The organism is Stieleria marina (genome assembly GCA_007741555.1).
Lineage (GTDB): Bacteria > Planctomycetota > Planctomycetia > Pirellulales > Pirellulaceae > K23-9.
In genome coordinates this window covers 6,689,147-6,708,277 of sequence record CP036526.1, presented here as the reverse complement: position 1 = coordinate 6,708,277, position 19,131 = coordinate 6,689,147, and the positions used below count along the sequence as shown (strand labels likewise).

At 54.5% G+C, this 19,131-nt stretch carries 13 protein-coding genes; 10 read left to right on the top strand and 3 right to left on the bottom strand.

Annotated features, from left to right (window positions below; genetic code table 11):
- Nucleotides 1-32: 32 nt before the first annotated feature.
- A complete protein-coding gene (locus K239x_RS23815; protein WP_145420833.1) occupies nucleotides 33-746 on the bottom strand; it encodes a class I SAM-dependent methyltransferase in 714 nt (237 codons plus the stop codon).
- Between the two features lie 331 nt (nucleotides 747-1,077).
- On the opposite strand from K239x_RS23815, the gene K239x_RS23810 reads away from it, so the two are divergent.
- The 6 genes from K239x_RS23810 to K239x_RS23785 all read left to right on the top strand — a co-directional run bounded on the left by K239x_RS23810 (nucleotide 1,078) and on the right by K239x_RS23785 (nucleotide 8,971).
- Nucleotides 1,078-2,805, top strand: coding sequence for a DUF1549 domain-containing protein (locus K239x_RS23810; protein WP_145420832.1), 1,728 nt, complete (start codon nucleotides 1,078-1,080; stop codon nucleotides 2,803-2,805).
- Nucleotides 2,806-2,817: 12 nt separating this feature from the next.
- The gene (locus K239x_RS23805) at nucleotides 2,818-4,134 is read left to right on the top strand and encodes a DUF1501 domain-containing protein (protein WP_145420831.1); all 1,317 of its coding nucleotides are present in this window, start codon (nucleotides 2,818-2,820) and stop codon (nucleotides 4,132-4,134) included.
- Between the two features lie 146 nt (nucleotides 4,135-4,280).
- Entirely contained in the window at nucleotides 4,281-5,243 is a 963-nt protein-coding gene (locus tag K239x_RS23800) for a DUF6655 family protein (protein ID WP_145420830.1), read from the top strand.
- 206 nt (nucleotides 5,244-5,449) lie between these two features.
- Nucleotides 5,450-6,355, top strand: coding sequence for a class I SAM-dependent rRNA methyltransferase (locus tag K239x_RS23795; RefSeq protein ID WP_145420829.1), 906 nt, complete (start codon nucleotides 5,450-5,452; stop codon nucleotides 6,353-6,355).
- A 33-nt stretch (nucleotides 6,356-6,388) separates the two neighbouring features.
- Nucleotides 6,389-7,222 carry an ATP-dependent sacrificial sulfur transferase LarE gene (gene larE, locus K239x_RS23790; protein WP_145420828.1) on the top strand — a complete coding sequence of 278 codons (834 nt, stop codon included), beginning with the start codon at nucleotides 6,389-6,391 and terminating at the stop codon, nucleotides 7,220-7,222.
- A 165-nt stretch (nucleotides 7,223-7,387) separates the two neighbouring features.
- Nucleotides 7,388-8,971, top strand: coding sequence for a serine/threonine-protein kinase (locus K239x_RS23785; protein WP_419189331.1), 1,584 nt, complete (start codon nucleotides 7,388-7,390; stop codon nucleotides 8,969-8,971).
- A gap of 67 nt (nucleotides 8,972-9,038) precedes the next feature.
- Here the strand turns inward: K239x_RS23785 and K239x_RS23780 are convergent, their stop codons facing one another.
- On the bottom strand, nucleotides 9,039-9,437 hold the full coding sequence (locus tag K239x_RS23780) for a hypothetical protein (protein WP_145420827.1): 399 nt from the start codon (nucleotides 9,435-9,437) through the stop codon (nucleotides 9,039-9,041).
- A gap of 193 nt (nucleotides 9,438-9,630) precedes the next feature.
- Between K239x_RS23780 and K239x_RS23775 the strand changes: the two genes are divergently transcribed.
- Nucleotides 9,631-11,076, top strand: coding sequence for a GumC domain-containing protein (locus K239x_RS23775; protein WP_145420826.1), 1,446 nt, complete (start codon nucleotides 9,631-9,633; stop codon nucleotides 11,074-11,076).
- A 22-nt stretch (nucleotides 11,077-11,098) separates the two neighbouring features.
- Here the strand turns inward: K239x_RS23775 and K239x_RS23770 are convergent, their stop codons facing one another.
- Complete coding sequence (locus K239x_RS23770) at nucleotides 11,099-11,695, bottom strand: DUF2141 domain-containing protein (RefSeq protein WP_145420825.1); 597 nt, start codon at nucleotides 11,693-11,695, stop codon at nucleotides 11,099-11,101.
- 274 nt (nucleotides 11,696-11,969) lie between these two features.
- Here K239x_RS23770 and K239x_RS23765 point away from each other — a divergent pair, with 274 nt between their 5' ends.
- The 3 genes from K239x_RS23765 (at nucleotide 11,970) to K239x_RS23755 (ending at nucleotide 19,107) form a co-directional block, all read left to right on the top strand.
- Entirely contained in the window at nucleotides 11,970-12,914 is a 945-nt protein-coding gene (locus K239x_RS23765; protein ID WP_419189330.1) for an ABC transporter ATP-binding protein, read from the top strand.
- A gap of 6 nt (nucleotides 12,915-12,920) precedes the next feature.
- Nucleotides 12,921-14,087 (top strand): ABC transporter permease, encoded by a 1,167-nt coding sequence (locus K239x_RS23760; RefSeq protein WP_145420823.1) that lies wholly within the window; start codon nucleotides 12,921-12,923, stop codon nucleotides 14,085-14,087.
- A gap of 256 nt (nucleotides 14,088-14,343) precedes the next feature.
- Entirely contained in the window at nucleotides 14,344-19,107 is a 4,764-nt protein-coding gene (locus tag K239x_RS23755) for a PVC-type heme-binding CxxCH protein (RefSeq protein WP_145420822.1), read from the top strand.
- Nucleotides 19,108-19,131: the final 24 nt, after the last annotated feature.

The following is a 19,131-nucleotide window of genomic DNA, read 5'->3' as shown; positions in this document are numbered from 1 at the left end:
GGTATGCCTGCGATTTGCTGCAGATGATGGAGCTAGCTTTTTCGTGGGAACGCGATCGGTTGGCCATGCCACTGAAAATGGTGCCCCGCGCGGACGGCTAGCAGAATGGCTTTACCGTGCAAGTGTTCGGGGCCGTGGGTGTAATCCCATTCCAAGCGTTCTTCGTAACGCAGGATTCGCAACCTTGATTTTTCCGCCGTCGCCCACGATGCAAGCTGGTTGGGGGCGAAGTAGTTGATCACTGCGTTGGCGGTTTCACTTACAGGTGCATCGGTGCTAAGCCCCGGTTCGATGCCTGATCCAGGGTCTTCGGTGGCGTGAACTTCGACGTACAGCATGCCTTGGTCCGTCAAAGCGTTGGTGATGTTTAGCCAAACGGCTGCAGCGTCTTCGGCGGGAATGTGATCCAAGACAGTCGTGGCGACGATCGCTGAATACGAATTGGGTTCCAGTACAAGATCGCGGACGTCGGCCAACTGGGTTTGTAATTTGTCCAGGACGTGATTGGCTTCGGCACGCTGTCGAATCCGCTCCAGCCCACGCTCGCTCAGGTCAACCGAAGTGACGTCGTAGCCAGCTTTGGCCAGTGCAATGGTGTCGCGTCCCGCGCCGGCTCCCAAGTCCAGTGCTGATCCAGTGCACTGGGCTTGTTGGAGATAAGCACTCAATGCTGCCGAAGGACGATCGCCATAAGCAATGTCGTCTCGGTCGTAGGCTTCGTGAAAGAGATCGGTCGATTCGGACATGTCGAAAATTACGGGCGAGAGAGCTAAAGAACATCGCTGGAGAGCTTAATCGCCATCGAGGCAACTTTGATAGGGTTGGGCTCCGTCAACCCGATTCTGTTGATTCAGGCGGTCGGCATCGGAAGATCGACGCACATTATTCAGGTTTTCTTGCCGGACTGACCAAGATCCAGCCCGTGCTAACGAATAAAATCACTGAGGCTGTCCACTGCACCCGCCACTGCATACCAAGTGCAATGCGACATGCCATCCCACAACGCCAATCGCACAACGCCAATTGAAAACGACGTTGCCTTGGTAAACGACTCTCCCCCCCCCAACCGAATAGCTCATGGCGCATTTTAAATCTGGTTTAGCCGGACTGCTTCGCTGGAGTTGGTTCGTTTTGTTGGTGTTCTTGGCATTTAGCTATTTGGTTGCGGGACTTTCGACAACTAGCGGTGTGGCCGATCGCCAACCGATCATCGATTCGCCGGATCCAATCGCAGCTGACAGCGCAAGTGGCAGCGGCGACACGTCGGTCTCCAGTGAATCGGCCCAGGCGGATTCGTTTGAAGAGGCCGTCGCCAAAGTCGATCAGGCTTGGCTCGCATCGATCCAGACCAAAGAGCTGACGCCTGCACCCGTCGCCGACTGGCTCACCATTTGCCGGAGGATGTCGCTGGCTTTGGTCGGCAATGGACTTTCATTGGAAGAGATCCGCCAGTTGGAGCAACTGCCCGAGGAACAACGCGAAGACGCGCACCTCGATACCCTGTTAAACGATTCGCGGCATCATCATTACTGGGGTGAACGCTGGGCCAGATTTTTGGTTGGTACCGATGAAGGTCAGTTTGTTCTTTATCGCCGCCGCCGATTTAGGATTTGGTTGGCTGACGTGTTCGCACAGAATTGGCGTTACGACGAAATTGTTCGCAATCTGATCACCGCCGAAGGATTGTGGACGGATAGTCCCGAAGTCAATTTTTTGAGTGCGACGTTCGACAGCAACGATGGTCAACCCGATCCTGTCCGGCTGGCGGCTCGAACATCACGTGCTTTTTTGGGATTGCGAATCGATTGTTTGCAATGTCACGACGACTTTTTAGGAAACGTCAGTTTGGGTGATACGCAATCACCGCGAGACGGACGGCAAACCGATTTTCACCAACTGGCCGCGTTCTTTACGAGTGCAAAGACAAGTGGCTTGCAGGGGGTGCAGGATGGAAAGCCCGACTACCAGTACAAGTACTTGGACGCCGAAGAGGAAACCGACGTGCAGCCGGCCGTGCCGTACTCGCCCGAGTTGCTGCCAGAGGAAGGTCGCCCGCGGGTACGGTTGGCGAAATGGATCACGCATCCCGAGAATCGACAGGCTGCTCGCGCTGCGGTCAGTCATGTGTGGGCGTTGATGTATGGACGGTCGGCGGTCGATTCGGTAGACAATTTGCCGCTGGACGAATCGACCACACCCGTACTGGAATCGCTCACGGACGATTTCGTCGAAAACAAGTTTGATCTGCGGCGTCTGGTTCGGCTCATCACACGGTCAGCTGCGTTTCGCGTCGACAGCCGCGCCGATTTTGAAGTGACTCCCAAGCACGAACGCTTGGGAGCCGTGTTTCCGTTGGTTCGCTTGCGGCCTGAGCAGATGGCAGGCGCGATTATCCAAAGCTCGCGAATCAAGTCCATTGATCGTGAATCGTCGCTGCTGGTGCAATTGCAAAAGTTCGGTGGCACGAACGACTTTATCAAACGCTACGGAGATGTTGGCGAAGACGAATTCAATTCCGAAAGCGTGACCATCACCCAGCGTTTGGTGATGCTGAACGGGAATATGCTGAAGGAATCTGTTGACTACAACCCGGTTCTGAACGCTTCGTCCCACATCGAAATGTTTTCCAAAGACAATTCGCACGCAGTCGATACGGTTTACTTATGTGTCCTCAATCGGCATCCCACTGATGCTGAACAAGAACATTTTGTGCACCGTATTGAAGAGGCAAAGAATCGGGCATCGGCGATCGAAGATCTATTCTGGGTGTTGCTCAATAGCACCGAACTTGCGTGGAACCACTAGCGGTATATCGACATGAATAATCTGATTTCCCATCAACTGTGCAATCGCCAACGGCACCTATCGCGACGAACGCTGCTAGGCGCTGGTACCGGGTCGATTTTGATGTCGTCGCTAGCAAGAAAGTTGGCTTGGGCAGACGAAACAGGTCGGACGGACCCAGCAAAACCAAAGAGTGTGATTCTGCTTTGGATGCAAGGTGGTCCCAGCCAGTTGGAAACGTTTGACCCTCATAGCGGCAGCAAATTTGGTGGCGAAGTGAAGTCGATCGATACGTCGATCAAAGGTTTGCAGATCGCCGAGACGCTTCCACGCGTCGCCGAGCAAATGCATTTGACGTCCCTGGTGCGAAGCGTGACAGGAAAAGAGGGGGACCACGAGCGAGCCATCTACAATGTCAAAACAGGTTTTCGCCCCGACCCCACTCTGATTCACCCGTCGATCGGCGCGGCCCTGTGCCAGGCCAGTGATGCAGGTGCGGACATTCCCCGGCACATTTCCATTTCGCCTCTGAATTTCCCAGGGCGAGGCGGATATTTGGGGGCGGCTTACGATGCGTTCAAAATCAATGACCCTGCGGGGCCAGTGCCGGATGTCCGCAAACGTGTGGACGATGATCGTTTTGAACAACGCATCAGCGACTTGACCAATGTGGTTGAACGACAGTTTGCCCGCGGGCGTTTGAAAGATCTCAATCGCACCAAAACACTGCATACGACCGCGACCGATGCGGCGTTGCAGATGATGTCCAGCGAACAGCTCAGTGCGTTTGACGTTTCCGAAGAACCCAAGAAAGTTCGCGATCAGTTCGGTGACAATCCATTTGGCCGCGGATGTCTAGCAGCCGCGCGTCTAATTGAAGTAGGCGCTCGATGTATCGAAGTCACCTTGGGCGGCTGGGATTCACATGTCAATAATCACGGCCTGCAAAGTTCGGCTTGCGAATCGCTGGACCCCGGTTTGGCCGCTTTGTTGCAGCGGTTAAAAGAACGTGATCTTTTGGATTCAACTTTGGTGGTTTGTGGAGGGGAGTTTGGCCGAACACCGCAAACCAATCCTGCGGGCGGCCGGGACCATTGGCCGCACGGTTTTTCGACGCTGCTGGCCGGTTGCGGAATCAGGCGAGGTGTCGTCCACGGCGAAACGGCCGAGAAGCCAAAGCTTGATAGCGAAAAACCGCTGGATGATGTGAAAGATCCTGTCACGGTGGCAGACATTCATTCCACCATTTTGAAAGCGATCGACCTGCCCTTTTCCGAAGAACTGGACACCCCCGTCGGCCGGCCGATGAAACGCAGCGAAGGCACGCCCATCGAATCGATTTTGGCGTGAAACTCGGCATTCGGTCCGTTTTCAGTCAAGTCATTTCGCAGGACACTGGAACTGATCTTGCCGAAATCGTCAGCGGCGAGCTAATCAGTACTTTGTGGACTCACGTGTCCATTAGACGTTTTTGCCCCGCCTATCACTGATGTTGGATGCCTGACGATTCGTCGTATCCGTCCAAAGTACGCTTGCCGATGTTGTCTGCTGCGCTCTGGGTTATCGGATTGGTTTTCACGATCGGATGCGGCACGACGGGCGAGCAAAATGCGACGCAGCAGTTGGTGATGAGCGATGCGGTGGACAAGAGTGTTCAGCACCTTGATTTTCGCCCACTGAGCGACCAGAAAGTATATCTGGACAACAGCTATCTTCGGCATGTCAAAGGCGACGGATTCGTCAACAGTGAATACGTCACCAGCGCGCTTCGCCAGCAGATTGTCGCTGCGGGCTGTTTGATCCAAGATTCCTCCCAAGATGCTGACATTATTATCGAAGCTCGCTTGGGCGTGCTGGGATCCGATGATCATCGCGTCACGTTCGGTGTCCCGGAAAACAATGCGCTCTCGTCAGCGATGTCTTTGATTCCCAACAGCCCCGACGTGCCATCAATACCTGAAATGGCGATTGCCCGTCGTGATGCACGCGAAGCCGCTGCCAAAATTGTCGCGTTTGCTTACCACCGTGAAACGCGAAAGCCCATTTGGCAATCTGGTGTCAAGCATTCGATTGCCAATGCCCGCGATACTTGGGTCCTTGGCGTCGGACCATTCCAGAGCGGGACGATTCGCGAAGATACAAAACTGGCAGGCAGTCGATTGAAATTTGGCGGTCGATCGGCAACCGGGTCCATCCAACAGAATTTTGATCGACCCGATGTGGACTACACCGCCGAAGTTCGCTTTGATGACGGTTGGCCGTTGGACAACGATATGAACTCATCGGACACGTCGCAGTCGCCTGATGCGATGCCCGATCTGGAGCCTCCATTGGCTCGGCCCGTTCGAATTGCCGCCGTGAGCAAGCCAGGGGGCGAAGCGAGTAAAGAGTCCGAGGCGGCTGCCGTGAAGGACGCGCCTGCGAAAAAACCAGCTGGTCGCAAGTCGAAGATCCGGTAGTCCAGGGCGAAGTAATTCTTGAATAGGGAGGGTTCGTTTTTTAGCGGACGGCTTGCGCCGTTCCGCTAACAGTTGACCCGGTTTCAAATGAGGGACTGCCCTGCCTAGTCGTTTTGCCGAACCGTCCCGCCCCGTAGCCTTGCCCCGTAGTCCTGATACAGTGGCGGCAATCGACCACTTTCTACTTGCAGGCTTTCTAAATCGACATGTCCAATCTCCGTTACCGCCTGATCGATTTTGGCGACGGTCGAAAACTGGAGTCGATTGCCGGTCGTTTGATCGATCGACCATCTCCTGCGGCCGAAGGTACAAAGCCGCGGACACCGCATCAGTGGAAAGAAGCTCAGTCTCGCTTTGACGCCGACCGTAAAGCATGGACGCATCGCAGTCCTTGGCCCAGCGATCTTACCGTTCAGTGCGGAGCTTTTCGAATGCCAGTGCAGCCAACGCCGTACGGACACATCGGAATCTTTCCGGAACAGTACTCCAATTGGCAATGGTTGGCAGATAGCGGTTCAACGGGTGGTGATAGCGAATCAACGAGCGATGTTGCCGATGAAAGTCAATCACCACGCAGCGCACTGAATTTGTTTGCCTACACCGGTGCCAGCACCATGGCTTTGGTTTCCGCTGGATACCAAGTTGCTCATGTTGACGCCGCCAAACCGAGTGTGCAGGCGGCTCGCGCCGCGGCCGACGCCAACGAATGGTCCAACCGGCCAATCCGTTATCTGGTCGATGATGCCGCGTCGTTTGTGGCACGCGAAGTGCGCCGGCAAAGAGTCTATGACACCATCGTGTTGGACCCGCCGGCTTACGGACATTCGCCCAAAGGAAAAGCGTGGCGACTTGAACGCGACCTTTGGCCACTTTTGGAAGATTGTTTGACGGTTGTCGATGTTTCCAATTTTCGCATCTTGGTCACCGGGCATTCACCAGCCGTCACGACCAATGAAATCGTCGATTTTTTGGGTGATCAGGTCCTGCAACGCGGCAATATAAAGGCGGGTGATTGTCAAATTCAGCGGGGGCGATCAATTTTGACAGACGAATCAATCCGCAGGCTCGATGCAGGATTCTTCGTTCGATTCGAATGCCGACTAGAATCTTAGTCAGATTCCAACCGTGACAGGAACGCGAACACGATGACATTGATCGAACCGATTGCTCAAAAATTGATCCAACGCATTGGCCAGATGGGGCGCGTCGTCGTTGCGTTTTCGGGGGGAGTCGACAGCAGCGTCGTAGCAGCAGCGGCGCAGCAAGCAGACGCTTCGTCGTGCACTGCCGTGACTGCCCAGTCCCCCAGTGTCGCAAGCTGGCAGATCGATTTAGCAAAACGTGTCGCTAGTGAAATTGGCATCCCGCATCGGTTGGTGCAAACCCATGAAGGCCAGTTGCAACAGTATGTCCGCAACGATCAGCAAAGATGCTTTTATTGCAAACAGACTCTCTATCAGTCACTCGCAGCGGTCGCCGAAGCTTCGGGGGATGCCATTATTTTGTCGGGAACCAATTCGGATGATATGGGTGACTACCGTCCCGGCATCGAAGCGGGACGGTTGGCGAACGTGCAGACGCCACTGGCAGACTTAGGAATCGACAAGCATCAGGTGCGTCAGCTCGCGGCGCATTTTGGATTAAGCAATCACGACGTCCCGGCTTCGCCGTGTTTGGCAAGCCGGATTGTCTATGGCGTTGCGGTCACCCCCGAAAGGTTGCGTCGGGTCGAATTGGCCGAGGACTGGTTGCGAGAACAAGGATTTTCTGACTGTCGGGTTCGTGTTCACGAAAACGAATTAGCCCGCATTGAGGTGCCCAAACCAGAGATGCCAAGGCTGTTGTCGCCCGAACTGGCATTGGATTTATCGTCTTACCTGACGGAAATCGGGTTTCAATTCCTGACGATTGATTTGCAAGGTTTGCGGTCAGGAAACTTGAATCAAGTATTGGTTTCGATCGGCGGAAACAATCCATGACGATCCGATCACACTGTTAGACTATGGTAGTGGCGCGTATGACGTGGCCAATCCGAACTTGATAGCGTTGAAACACGTACCGTTGTTGACAACGCCCAATGAAGCCCAGCACAAAGTGGGAATCGGCATTTTCCCTCCCCCTGTACTCGAAACGGACCTGTAGGTTTGAACCCGAAAAACCATTCCGCCTCCAACGACGACGCTCCCAGCAAAGCGAGCTTGTCGGGATCGTCGAATTCGCAGAGCACGACGCGTTCGGGTGTCAGTCTGATTGGCAGCCGTTTGGGTGACTATCAAGTGCTGCGCAAACTTGGCAAAGGCGGCATGGCGGATGTGTACGCTGCCCGTCACTTGTCTCTTGGTCGCGACGTGGCCATCAAAGTGCTGCGCAGCGATTACGCAAAAGACAAAGACTACATTTCTCGCTTTCGTCGTGAAGCCAGAGCGGCTGCTAAGTTAAACCACTCCAGCATCGTGCAGGTTTATGACGTCGGCAGTGTCGATCAAACACACTTCATTGCTCAGGAGTTGATCAAAGGGCAAAACCTGAAAGAAGTGTTGACGACGCGCGGGCCGTTGACGACCGAGGAAGCGACGGAAGTTTTGATCTCGGTTGGATCGGCACTGGAGGCAGCGGCAGAAGTCGGCATCACGCACCGTGACATCAAACCCGAAAATATCATGCGCTCGGCGCGAGGCGACATCAAAGTTGCGGACTTTGGACTCGCCAGGCTGGGCGCCGATTCCGAAGCTTCAAGAAGTGATCTGACTCAGGCCGGCCTGACCATGGGCACGCCACGCTATATGAGTCCAGAGCAAGTGCAAGGCAAAGTTGTTGATGTGCGCAGCGACATGTATTCGCTGGGTGTCAGCATGTATCACTTGCTATCGGGACGACCACCGTTTGAAGCAGATGACCCGCTAGCGCTGGCTGTTTTGCACTTGCACGAAACGCCTCAGCCATTGGATCGCGCCCGCGGCAATGACGATTTGCCTGAGTGGTTGATCGCGGTCGTGACACGTTTGATGAGCAAACTGCCCGGAGACCGATTCCAGTCTCCCAGCGAGTTGCTCTCCGCGGTTCGGAATCAATCGTCGATGGCGACGGATAAAGCCTACGGAGCGATTGGAACCGCCGCGGCGACGATTCGATTGCAACGCGCCACTGACGCCGCTGTGAGTAAGCGCCGACGCGGCTACCTGCGTTGGGCGATTGCTCTGTCCATACCGCTGATTTGTGGTTCGGCGGCCTTGGCGATGTCGCTTCGCAATCCACCCCGTGACGTTGGCGAGCTTTTGAAGCCACCGTTGGCTGTAAAAGCCGATACGATCGAAGAGCAGTTTTTGATCGCGGTGGCTCGCAATGACGTCGCGTCTTGGGCGGCAATCCCCAAGCATTTTCCGCCCAACGAGTCATCCAAAAACCGCAATTATTTTGCGAAGTCGCTTGTGCAGCTTTCTCGCGTTTACGCGTCACAGGAGAAGAAAGAAGAAGCCGTTGCAACTTTGGATCGATTGCTAGGCGATCCAAAAGTGGACCGCAAGTATCGACTAGTCGCTTGGGCAAAACGGGCCGCTTTGCTCGAGACGATGAATGATCCCGCTGAGCTGCAAAAGTCACTCAACCGGTTGGAGTCGCTCTACGACGAACTGAAGACCGCCAACCCATCCTCGATCGAATTCTTTGATCGAGTGATTCCGCCAACCGAGCGGATGCAGCTGGAGATTGGCGGCGGCCGAGACACGTAGACCGAAGCCGCCAGCGGTTTCAAATCGTCGCTGCAGCGAGGTTGCTGTATCCGGCGTCAGCGCCGATTCACTGTAAATTCGGTACCAGCACGTCCGCCAGGAGAAGAGCCGCCATCGTCGCTGTGAACAGGGTTCCGACCGCAAACATTGCCCAGCGAAGCGTCTTTGACCGAAGGCCCAACCACGTGGCGTAGGTGTCGACTGCAGGGCCTGCAAAATAAAGTGCATTGGCGAAGAGTCCGTAGAAGACTGCTAGCAGCCAAAAGTCACCTTGCAGCAGTGTTGCAGGTCCTTTCGCCATTCCCGTCGCCAAGGTGACCGCACCGCATATCGCGATGTACAGCAACCGCATCTTTTCCCACGCCAAAAACGCGCGGCGTGCAATTTCACCAAACGAATCCGACCGAATCATTTGATTCGGTTCCGGAACAGGTTCTTGCGACGGTGAAGTGTAAGGATTGGTCATCGGAGGGATTCTTGATCTCAAGACCGTTGGAAAGACGAGTTGCGTGTGTCATGCGTCCGACTGACCGTCATAACCGGTAGATTTTCGCAGCACCCAAGTGGGACTTTAGCGATTGGGGCATCAATTCGATGCCCTACTTTAACTGCGTCGTAGGATTCACCGAACATTTCTACACTCGGCTGAATCGACTGTCATGTCTGCAACTGCACCCATTCCATGGAAACATGTCCGCAACGTCCTCGTGCTGTTTGCACCGTTGTGGATAGGGGCGACATTGGTTTTTGGTGTTTGCGGCGTTGGTTATGCGTTGGTCAGCAAAGATAAGTATTCCGCCCGGCAGCCGCTGGTAGTGCGAGACGAAGCGACCGGATCGGTGGATCGTTTGGGCCGTTTTCCCAGTCAAACAGAGCTAAAAGCGGCGCAAGAAACGATACTGGAAATGGTCCAGAATCCCGAAGTCGTTTCCAACGCTCTGGTTCAAATCGGTCCTCCATCGCCGCGTTATGCAGAAAACTGGCCAAGCCGAAAAGCGGTTGATGCGACCATCAAATCGTCCGTCAACTTAGTCGCACCCAAGGGATCCGAGTTCGGCAATACGGAAGTCGTTTATTTGGAAGTCCAAAGTAGCGATCAAGATCGAGCCAAAGAATTTTGTCGTGCGATGTACGACAACCTGACCCAGCACTTGCGAAACGTCCGACGCGTCCGTGCCGATAGCATCATCTCCGAACTTTATCACGTTCGCGATCTGGCCAAAGAAAATTTGGACGAGGCGTCGGCCCGAATGCGAGAAGTCGAAATCAAATTTGGCACTGATCTTAGCGAACTGCGTAACTTAAACGACAGCATCGCTGGCGACGGAGCGACCCGACGCGCACTGGAGAAAGGTACCTCGGAGCTTCAGCTTGCCGAAAAAGACCTTCGCAAACTGCACTCGCTGCACGAACTGTTGGTCGCCGGCGTTAGAGACACCGACAAGATGTTGATTAGCGGCAGCGATTTGCTGACAAGCCAACCATCGCTGTTGCGACTCAAAGATGGACTGATCGCAGCTCAGCTTCGCTCGAGCGAGCTTTCGGGAAATTACAAAGACAGCAACCCCAAGCGACGAGCCGCAATTGCGACAGAAGGCAAAATTCGTCAGCAGATGCAGCAGGAAATCGAAGCCGTCATTGCCGGCATGGAACCTCGACTTGCTCTGGCAGAGCGTGAAGTCGAGCGTTTGGAAACGAAGAAACAAAAACTGATCGATCGTTTAGGAAAATTGGCGGTCGCACGAACCGACTATGCCAAGATCGATGCCGAAGTCAAACACCGCACGCAGATGTTGGGTCATGCCGAACAGGCGCTGACCGAAGCCCAAGCGAGTCGCTCGGCCGCTTTGTCGACGAATCTGGTCGCCGAATTGGGGCCACCCCAAGTCAACGACAATCCCGTTGGACCGTCCGGTACGATCTTGGCCGCAGGGTCATCGATGGCTGGATTACTCTTCGGATTGGGCGCCGTATTTTTGATCGCACCCGGCCCGACCGAATCGCACGGGCGTCGACGTTGGAGCGACTACTTGAGCGGACAAGGTCGTCGAGATTCGGATACCGAAACCGTTGATCGACGCATGGATTCGCACGTCGGAAAATAGTTTTGCTGGCGGTCGCAACGCGCTAAGGTAGTTTGGCACCCAAGTAGATCTCGATCGTTTGGTCTTTCTCAGGGCGGATCAGTACGGCCTGTTCAAACGACGGGGGGCCGAATCGACTTTTCGCTTGATTGGAAAATCCATAGGGCTCGGTCGGAATTCCAAACACACTCCGATTGAGAAGCCCATCGGCGTTTTCATCATGAAACGCTGCGACGGCAAACCGAGTCGGTAGTTTCTTGACCGCCAAAACCCATTTGGCCTCGCCGCTTTCGATCGGTCTGGGGGCTTTTACGATCGCACGGTTGGGGTCGTTGAACTGGCTCTGGGCATCATAGATCGCCAGCATGACTTGGCCCTCGTCGCTGACGGCCCCTTTGACGACCAAGGTTACCAGTGGTCCTTCATCGGCAGACGAATCGTTTTCGATCGTCAATTCGGCTTCACCCAGCATCAACGACCGCTCATCGGTTGGCGACGTAAACCCGTTGCCTCGTAGGACCATGATGGAGCTGCCAACCACGCCAATGGCGGCGACCAACGCGAGCAGCCAGTTGCCGTGATTCGCTTTCCAAATCGAAACCGGTTCGCGTCGCTCGTAGTCGTCAAAAAAACTGTCCATCGTGGGCAAGGAAGACCGTATTAAAGAGAGCGGAATGGCAATAGGGTTAGGGACGATTCAAGGGAGCCGATCAGTCCCAATCTGTATCTTAACTGCATGACGGGCAAAAAAGGACAGGTCAAAAGGCTGGCCCGGATCAATCGCTTGCATAATATTGATGGCAAGACAGCTGGTTCTTGACTAGTTGCCAAAATTGCAGTGGTCAAAGCAACCAAAAACTGTGCATGCTACTGCGCTTCGTGCGACTTTCCTCCCGGCGCAAACGACTTTTGCTGTGATTTCATCTCAACCACCTGCTTTGGAGATCGACCAACTGCGAAAGAGCTACGGGGATTTGGCTGCACTGCAGGGGGTCACGTTTGACTTGGCCGCAGGAGAACGGTTGGCTTTTCTAGGTCCCAATGGAGCTGGCAAGACAACTTTGATTCGTTGTTTGGCTGGTCGCACCAAACCCACGTCGGGCCAGATGCATTTGTTGGGTCGCCCGCTTACGCGACGACACCGGCGGTTGAGACTTGGATTGGTGCCGCAGGAAATCGCGGTCTACCGTGACCTGACGACCACCGAAAATCTGTGGGCATTCGGAAGACTGTACGGCCTGAGTCGATCGGATTTGCGTAAACGCGTCGACTGGGCGATTCAGTGGACTGGTCTGTCGGATCGTGCACACGATTTGGTGGGGGGATTTTCCGGCGGAATGAAACGCCGCGTCAACCTTGCCTGTGGTGTGCTACATAACCCGCGAGTCTTGCTGCTGGACGAACCCACCGTCGGAGTTGATCCGCAAAGCAGGGAACGTATCTTCGAGATGCTCGATGCGCTGCACGCGGCGGGGACGTCAATCCTGCTGACGACGCATCACTTAGACGAAGCCCAACAACGCAGTGATCGGATTGTGATCATGGATCAAGGGAGCGTGGTGGCCGATGGAGATTTTAACAGTCTGGTTGCTCAAACAGTGGGACCATCGCGTCTCGTACGTTTGCGTTTGCAGTCACCGATCACCAGCCCGCTTCGCGACGTTGGAACAAACCAGTTGACCACTGGCAAAGTCGGCGATGACTTGATCGAAACGCGAATCGATGACGTTTCGGTGCAGTTGCGACACTTGTTGCAGTCTGTCAGCGACCAAGGGTGTCACGTGACCGATGTCGAAATCCAATCGCCGTCACTGCATCACGTGTTTTTACATTTGACGGGCCATGAATTGCGAGATTAGACGCTCATGATTGCTACGATCTTGCAAATTAGTTTTCGTCGTTTGATGCACAATCGTGTTGAGCTGATGCTGACGTTTTTGGTGCCCGTGGCATTCTTCAGTATATTCGCCGTGATCTTTGGCGGTGGCATCGGTGGCAGCGGGACTCCTCGCATCAAAGTCGTCGCAGTTGACGAGATCAACGTCCCGGCAAGTCAATCGATCATTACTTCACTGCGCAGTAGCACCAGTTTGCGGTTCATGCGTGATCAGACCGCCGACGCGCTGAACAGACAACAGGCCGAAGACATTGTTCGTCGCGGCAGTGCAGCGATGGCAGTGGTGCTCAGTAATCAAAGCGGCAGAATCACTCCCGTCCTGTTAGCCGATTCGTCGGATCAGGTGGCCAGCCAAGTCGTCGCGGCCGTGGTGCTAAAAACAGTGCTTCATCAAGGGCCAACAGGAAGCACGTTTGCTCCCGACGCAGTCTCGCCCAACCCAAATCAGACCGACGCGCGTTCCGCAGTCGCACGCCCGACACATTCACCGGCATCAATCGAGATCGTCGACGTGATGGGCGAAGGAAAATCCAATCCCGTCGTCAGCATGTATGCGGCTGGAATCGCGGTGATGTTTTTGCTGTTTGGGGCCAGCAGCGGTGGCGGTGCGTTACTGGAAGAATACGAAAGCCAAACTCTGGATCGGTTGTTGTCGACGCAAATGACGATGGATCAACTGCTACTGGGGAAATGGTTTTACCTGACATTGGTCGGGATAGTCCAAGTCAGCGTCATGTTTGCTTGGGGCCAATTGGTTTTTGGGATCGATTTGGTTGGCCACTTGGATGGCTTTGCCATGATGACCTTGGTGACCGCGTCGGCCGCTGCTGCCTTTGGATTGTTTTTGGCAACGCTCTGTCGCACGCGCGGTCAGCTCAATGGTTTGTCCACCGTGCTGATTTTGACCATGAGTGCACTGGGCGGTTCGATGGTGCCACGCTATGTCATGAGCGAAAAGGTTCGCGAAATGGGGATGTGGACTTTCAACGCTTGGGCTTTGGATGGCTATGACAAAGTTTTTTGGCGCGAACTACCGGTGCGAGATTTGGCACCCCAGCTAGCCGTGCTGATGATCAGTGGAGTCGCGTTTTTGCTGACAGCGCGAGTTTTAGCGACCCGCTGGGAATGTGACTGAGCGGTTGGAGGCAGGTTCATCGCAGAAAAATCTGATCAAACGCGGGTACACCGGGCTACGTCATGCGAACCGTTTGACGCGAGCCGGTGAACGTTTCGTTGAAACCGCAGTGTTTGGCAGTGATCCGCTGCGCCGGCCTGTCGAGGCATGCCTGCGGCATATCGCCTCGAGATTCAAGGCGTTTTCGGTGTACAATGTTGGGTCCTCACCCTGCCCTACCTATCGAAAATCTCTCTCGAAGGAAAACGTCGTCCTGATGAAAAACATCGCGATCCTCCCCCTGCTTGCGTTCGGTCTCGTTTTGGTCCTCTCGCCTGCATTTGTCCGTGCCGAAAGCAAAACGCTTGTCCTCGAACCGCCAAGTGGAGTGGCATCCAAGCACATTGTTTTGGTGGCTGGCGACGAAGAGTATCGCAGTGAAGAAACGATGCCGATGCTGGCTAAAATTCTTAGCCAAAAGCATTCCTTTAAATGCACTGTGGTTTTTGCATGGTCGAAAGACGGATCGTTTGTCGATCCCAACAACCAAGCTGGTTTGCAGGGACTCGCCGCGCTCGATTCGGCAGACTTGATGATCATCGGCACTCGATTTCGTAAGCCGGTCGCAAGCGAAGCAGCTCACATCACGTCTTTCATCGACGCTGGGAAACCAGTCATTGGTATCCGTACGGCTACGCATGCGTTTAACGGATCAAGCAAATTTGGAGACGAGATTGATCTTGGAAAATGGGGGCTTCGGATTCTTGGCGAACAGTGGGTCAATCACCACGGCAAACATAAGAGCGAAGGAGCCCGCAGCGTCGTCGAGAATTCGCACCCCATTCTGAACAGTGTTGGCGAGATTTTTGCACCGAGCGATGTCTACGGCGTCATTCACCTGACGGACGCGGACAATATTTTGTTGCGTGCGGCGGTGACGAAAACGTTGGATCCGAAATCGCCCAACCTTGGTGGTGATCGCAACGACCCCATGCAACCGTTCGCTTGGTTGCATCAATATACATCGCCCAATGGAACCAAGGGGCAATCATTCTGCACGACCGGAGGTGCGTCCGTCGACTTTGTTGACGAAGACCTTCGGCGGATGATCGTCAATGCAGCGTTTCATCTGACTGGATTAGAAGTTCCCCAGCGGGCCGATGTTGATTTTGTGGATCCGTTTTACCCCAGCTTCTTTGGGTTCATTCGCGACAAGAGTTGGTGGAAAGAGGCCGACATGCAAGTTGGCGACTACGCGCTGGGCCAGTCTCCCGCACGCCCGGATCCCGTTGGTTCACCCGAGTGGAATCATCGCCCGATGAAACCTGGGTTTGATAATTCGCCGCCGCAGAAAGCGGATGCAGCCAAGAAACCCGCTGCAAAACAAAAGGACGCCGCTGGTGTGAGTCTTTCCAAGCGGCTTCGCATCGCAGCGGTGGGAAACTCGCTGGCCGAACGCATGAATCTGTTCGGGTATTTCGAGACGCTCCTACACACTCGGCATCCCGACAAGGAACTGGTCTTTCGGAATTTCGGATGGCCAGCCGACGAAGTTGCCAACCAGCAGCGTCCCGGTAGCTACACCAAGATAGACGATCCACTGGAAGTGTTCGCACCCCAAATGATGATGTGCTTCTTTGGATACAACGAGTCGTTTGCTGGTCGTGAGGAAAGTCAAATACAAGCGTTTGTTGATGACTACCGCAGCTACATCGCCGAAACGACCCAACGATTCACTGCGGAAGGAAAGAAACCATCTTTCGTGCTGATCAGCCCGATCGCCTTTGAATCGACCGGCAATCCTTTGCATCCTTCGGGAGATGAAGAGAACAAGAATCTGAAGGCCTACTCCGATGCGATCGCCAAATTAGCTGCCGAAGGCGGCTACCCCTTTGTTGATCTGTTCTCGCCGACGGCAAAGATTTTCTCTGCTCAGTCGGGCAACCAGTTTACGGCCAATGGCGCGCATTTGAATGAGCGAGGCGATCGGGCAGTATCGCAGTTGGTCGACGCGGCTCTTTTTTCATCCAAGCATCCTACTGGGATAAACAATTCGACGTTTGAGGAGGTGCGCAGTTGGGTCAACGACAAGTCTTGGTTCCACGCTCAAGATTACCGAATGCTCAACGGTTGGTACGTCTATGGTGGGCGCCGGACTTGGGATACCGAAACGTTCCCGACCGAGTACCGCAAGATTCGCAACATGGTGGCTGTGCGAGACCAATACATCTGGGACATGGCAGCGGGGCGGCAAGTCGGGGCGGAACCCGATGACTCCAGCACCGGTGAAGTGTTTGAGCCCGAAACGATGTTTGGAACGCGTAGCGACAATTTTCGCGAGATGCGTGAGCCGGTCGAGATGAAATACACGACGCCCGAAGAGTCGATCGCGACGATGAAGGTGCCAGAAGGGATGGAAGTAAAACTATTCGCTTCGGAACGTGAATTTCCCGAACTAGCCAATCCCAACCAAATCGCGTTTGATAACCGAGGGCGTCTTTGGGTTTCGTGCATGACGAATTATCCGCAGTGGCAACCTGGTTCGGCAAAGCCCGATGACAAGCTGCTGATTTTGGAGGACACCGATGGTGACGGCAAAGCCGATGTCTGCAAAACGTTTTACGACAAACTGATCTGTCCGACCGGGTTTGAATTTTGGAACGGAGGTGTCTTGGTTGTTGATGAACCGCGAATTTTGTTTATCAAAGACACCGACGGTGACGATCAAGCGGATCTGGTTCAACAAATTGTCGATGGAATTGCGACCGATGACACGCACCACACCATGGGAGCGTGGGAGTTCTCGCACGGAGGTCAGCTGCACATGTTGGAGGGAATCTCGCTGTCGACCACGTTGGAAACGCCCTGGGGGCCTTTCCGCAACAAGAATACTGGCGGAGGTTACGTTTTTGATCCGCATTCGCAGTCGTTCACCCACTACCGGACGCCCGGATACGGAAATCCCTGGTGTCTCGTGTTTGACCAGTGGGGCAACGGGATCGTGGGCGACGGAACCAACGCCAAGCAGCATTGGGTTTCGCCGCTCGCAGGCAAGGAAGTGGACGCACGTAAAACACTGACGCCTGTTTTTGATAACGAAGGCATGCGGCCAGCCGTAGGCAACGAATTTTTACTGTCGCGCCATTTACCTGACGACATGCAAGGACAATTCATCTACGCCTGTGTGATCAATATGCACGGTATGCCACGTTTCAATTTGCGTGACGAAAAAGAGGGAGCCGGATTTGTGGGTGAACGCATCGACGATCTGCTTTCGTCGACCGATATGGTGTTCCGGCCCGTCGACCCAAAGGTCGGGCCTGACGGTGCGATCTGGTTTGGCGATTGGTGCAACGCACTGATTGGCCACATGCAGTATTCCCAGCGTGATCCCAATCGGGATCACGAACACGGCCGCGTCTACAGACTGGTGAATACAAAGAAGCCTTTGCTGGAGCCGTTGACGCAAGCGGATAAATCGATTCCTGAGTTACTGGACCAGTTGAACGTCTACGAACTTAGAACTCGCTACCGTGTTCGCCGCGAGCTACGTGATCGCCCCAAAGCGGGCGTGTATGCGGCGCTGAACAAGTGGATTGCCGCGAACAATGATCCCCGTCAGTTATGCGAAGCGATGTGGATTCAAGAGAGTTTTCGCGATGTGGATGAATCTTTGCTGGACCGTGTTTTGGCTAGCGAAGATTTCCATGCTCGAGCCGCTGCGGTCCATACGATTACCAACGAACGTGATCGCGTGGCTGATTTCAAAGGTCGGATCGCCGCTGCGATGGCGGACGCGAATCCACGCGTTCGACTGGAAGCCGTCCGCGGAGCGAGCTTTATCGAAGGCGCCGATGGCGTGGAGATTGCGTTGAAAGCAGTCGACCAGACCATGGACTACTGGATCGACTACACCCTGGAGCACACGCTTCATGCGTTGCAGCCTTATTGGCAAGGCGACAAACCCGCAGAACAATTGGCCAATTCGACGGATGCAGCCAAGAAGCATCTGACACGGCACATTCGGATGAGCGGTCCAGGCGGAGCAGCGGTGAAGCCCTTGGAGGTCGCCGAGAATGTGGACGCTCCCATGCCAGTTCGTAAGAAAGCGATCAGCGCGTTGGCCAATATCCGAGGTGGAAAAGCCGATCGCGGTGCTGGTGTGTTCAAACAGGTTTGTTCGGCCTGCCATATGGTGGGCGACATCGGCAAAAAATTTGGCCCTGATCTGTCGGACATCGCCTCACGCATGAACCGGCATCAGATCATCACCACCGTACTGCTTCCCAATGATGAAATCGCGAAAGGCTACGAATCGGTCTCGGTTGTCGACGAGGACGGTCAGGCGAACACGGGCTTCATTCTGAAAGAGACAGACGATGTTCTGTCGCTGGGTATCGCCAACGGAAAGCAGGTCGATATCGACAAGGATACGATTGAGATTCGCAAACCCATGAAGGCAAGTTCGATGCCAGAAGGATTGATCACGCAAATCGCTCCGATCGAATTTTTGGATCTGATTGCCTACCTGGAACAACAGCGTGATCTTCGCAAGAAAGTGCGAAAAGGCTGGGTTTCGATCGAATCGCGCAAAGAGCCCAAGCTTCGAACACACGACGGGATGAACGAAATCTCTCGCGATGCCTCCATTCGACTCGGTCGGACAATGAAGAACAGCGAATGGAATCGTGACGCGTATCTGTTCCTGTCGGACGCACCTTCCAATGACTGGGGGTTTGTCTTTCACAGCGATCACGATGTCGACCGGCCGGCCATTACGATCCGATTGAAGGACGAGTCTGAAATTGGGCACCTCTATCTTCAGAATCGACTGTCGAAGCAGTTCTACGATCGTGCGAAAGGGTTGGCCGTTTGGACCAGCGTCGACGGTGAGAGTTACACGCAGGTTTGGAAAGCCAAAAAGCCTCAGGCGGAGTATCAGATCGATCTGCCGCCGGGGACCAAAGCGAAGTACATCAAGATTGGTTTGGACGGCAAAGGCACGTTTCACTTGAATCGCGGAGTTGTGTTTGGTCGTTAAATGCAGTTGTTTTGCCAGCTGCCA

Bases quoted from the DNA above. Each gene is read 5' to 3' on its own strand.
- K239x_RS23760 (WP_145420823.1), top strand. From the start codon at position 12,921: ATGATTGCTACGATCTTGCAAATTAGTTTTCGTCGTTTGATGCACAAT.
- K239x_RS23780 (WP_145420827.1), bottom strand. From the start codon at position 9,437: ATGACCAATCCTTACACTTCACCGTCGCAAGAACCTGTTCCGGAACCG.
- K239x_RS23800 (WP_145420830.1), top strand. From the start codon at position 4,281: ATGCCTGACGATTCGTCGTATCCGTCCAAAGTACGCTTGCCGATGTTG.
- K239x_RS23815 (WP_145420833.1), bottom strand. From the start codon at position 746: ATGTCCGAATCGACCGATCTCTTTCACGAAGCCTACGACCGAGACGAC.
- larE (WP_145420828.1), top strand. From the start codon at position 6,389: ATGACATTGATCGAACCGATTGCTCAAAAATTGATCCAACGCATTGGC.
- K239x_RS23795 (WP_145420829.1), top strand. From the start codon at position 5,450: ATGTCCAATCTCCGTTACCGCCTGATCGATTTTGGCGACGGTCGAAAA.
- K239x_RS23770 (WP_145420825.1), bottom strand. From the start codon at position 11,695: ATGGACAGTTTTTTTGACGACTACGAGCGACGCGAACCGGTTTCGATT.
- K239x_RS23775 (WP_145420826.1), top strand. From the start codon at position 9,631: ATGTCTGCAACTGCACCCATTCCATGGAAACATGTCCGCAACGTCCTC.
- K239x_RS23805 (WP_145420831.1), top strand. From the start codon at position 2,818: ATGAATAATCTGATTTCCCATCAACTGTGCAATCGCCAACGGCACCTA.
- K239x_RS23810 (WP_145420832.1), top strand. From the start codon at position 1,078: ATGGCGCATTTTAAATCTGGTTTAGCCGGACTGCTTCGCTGGAGTTGG.
- K239x_RS23755 (WP_145420822.1), top strand. From the start codon at position 14,344: ATGAAAAACATCGCGATCCTCCCCCTGCTTGCGTTCGGTCTCGTTTTG.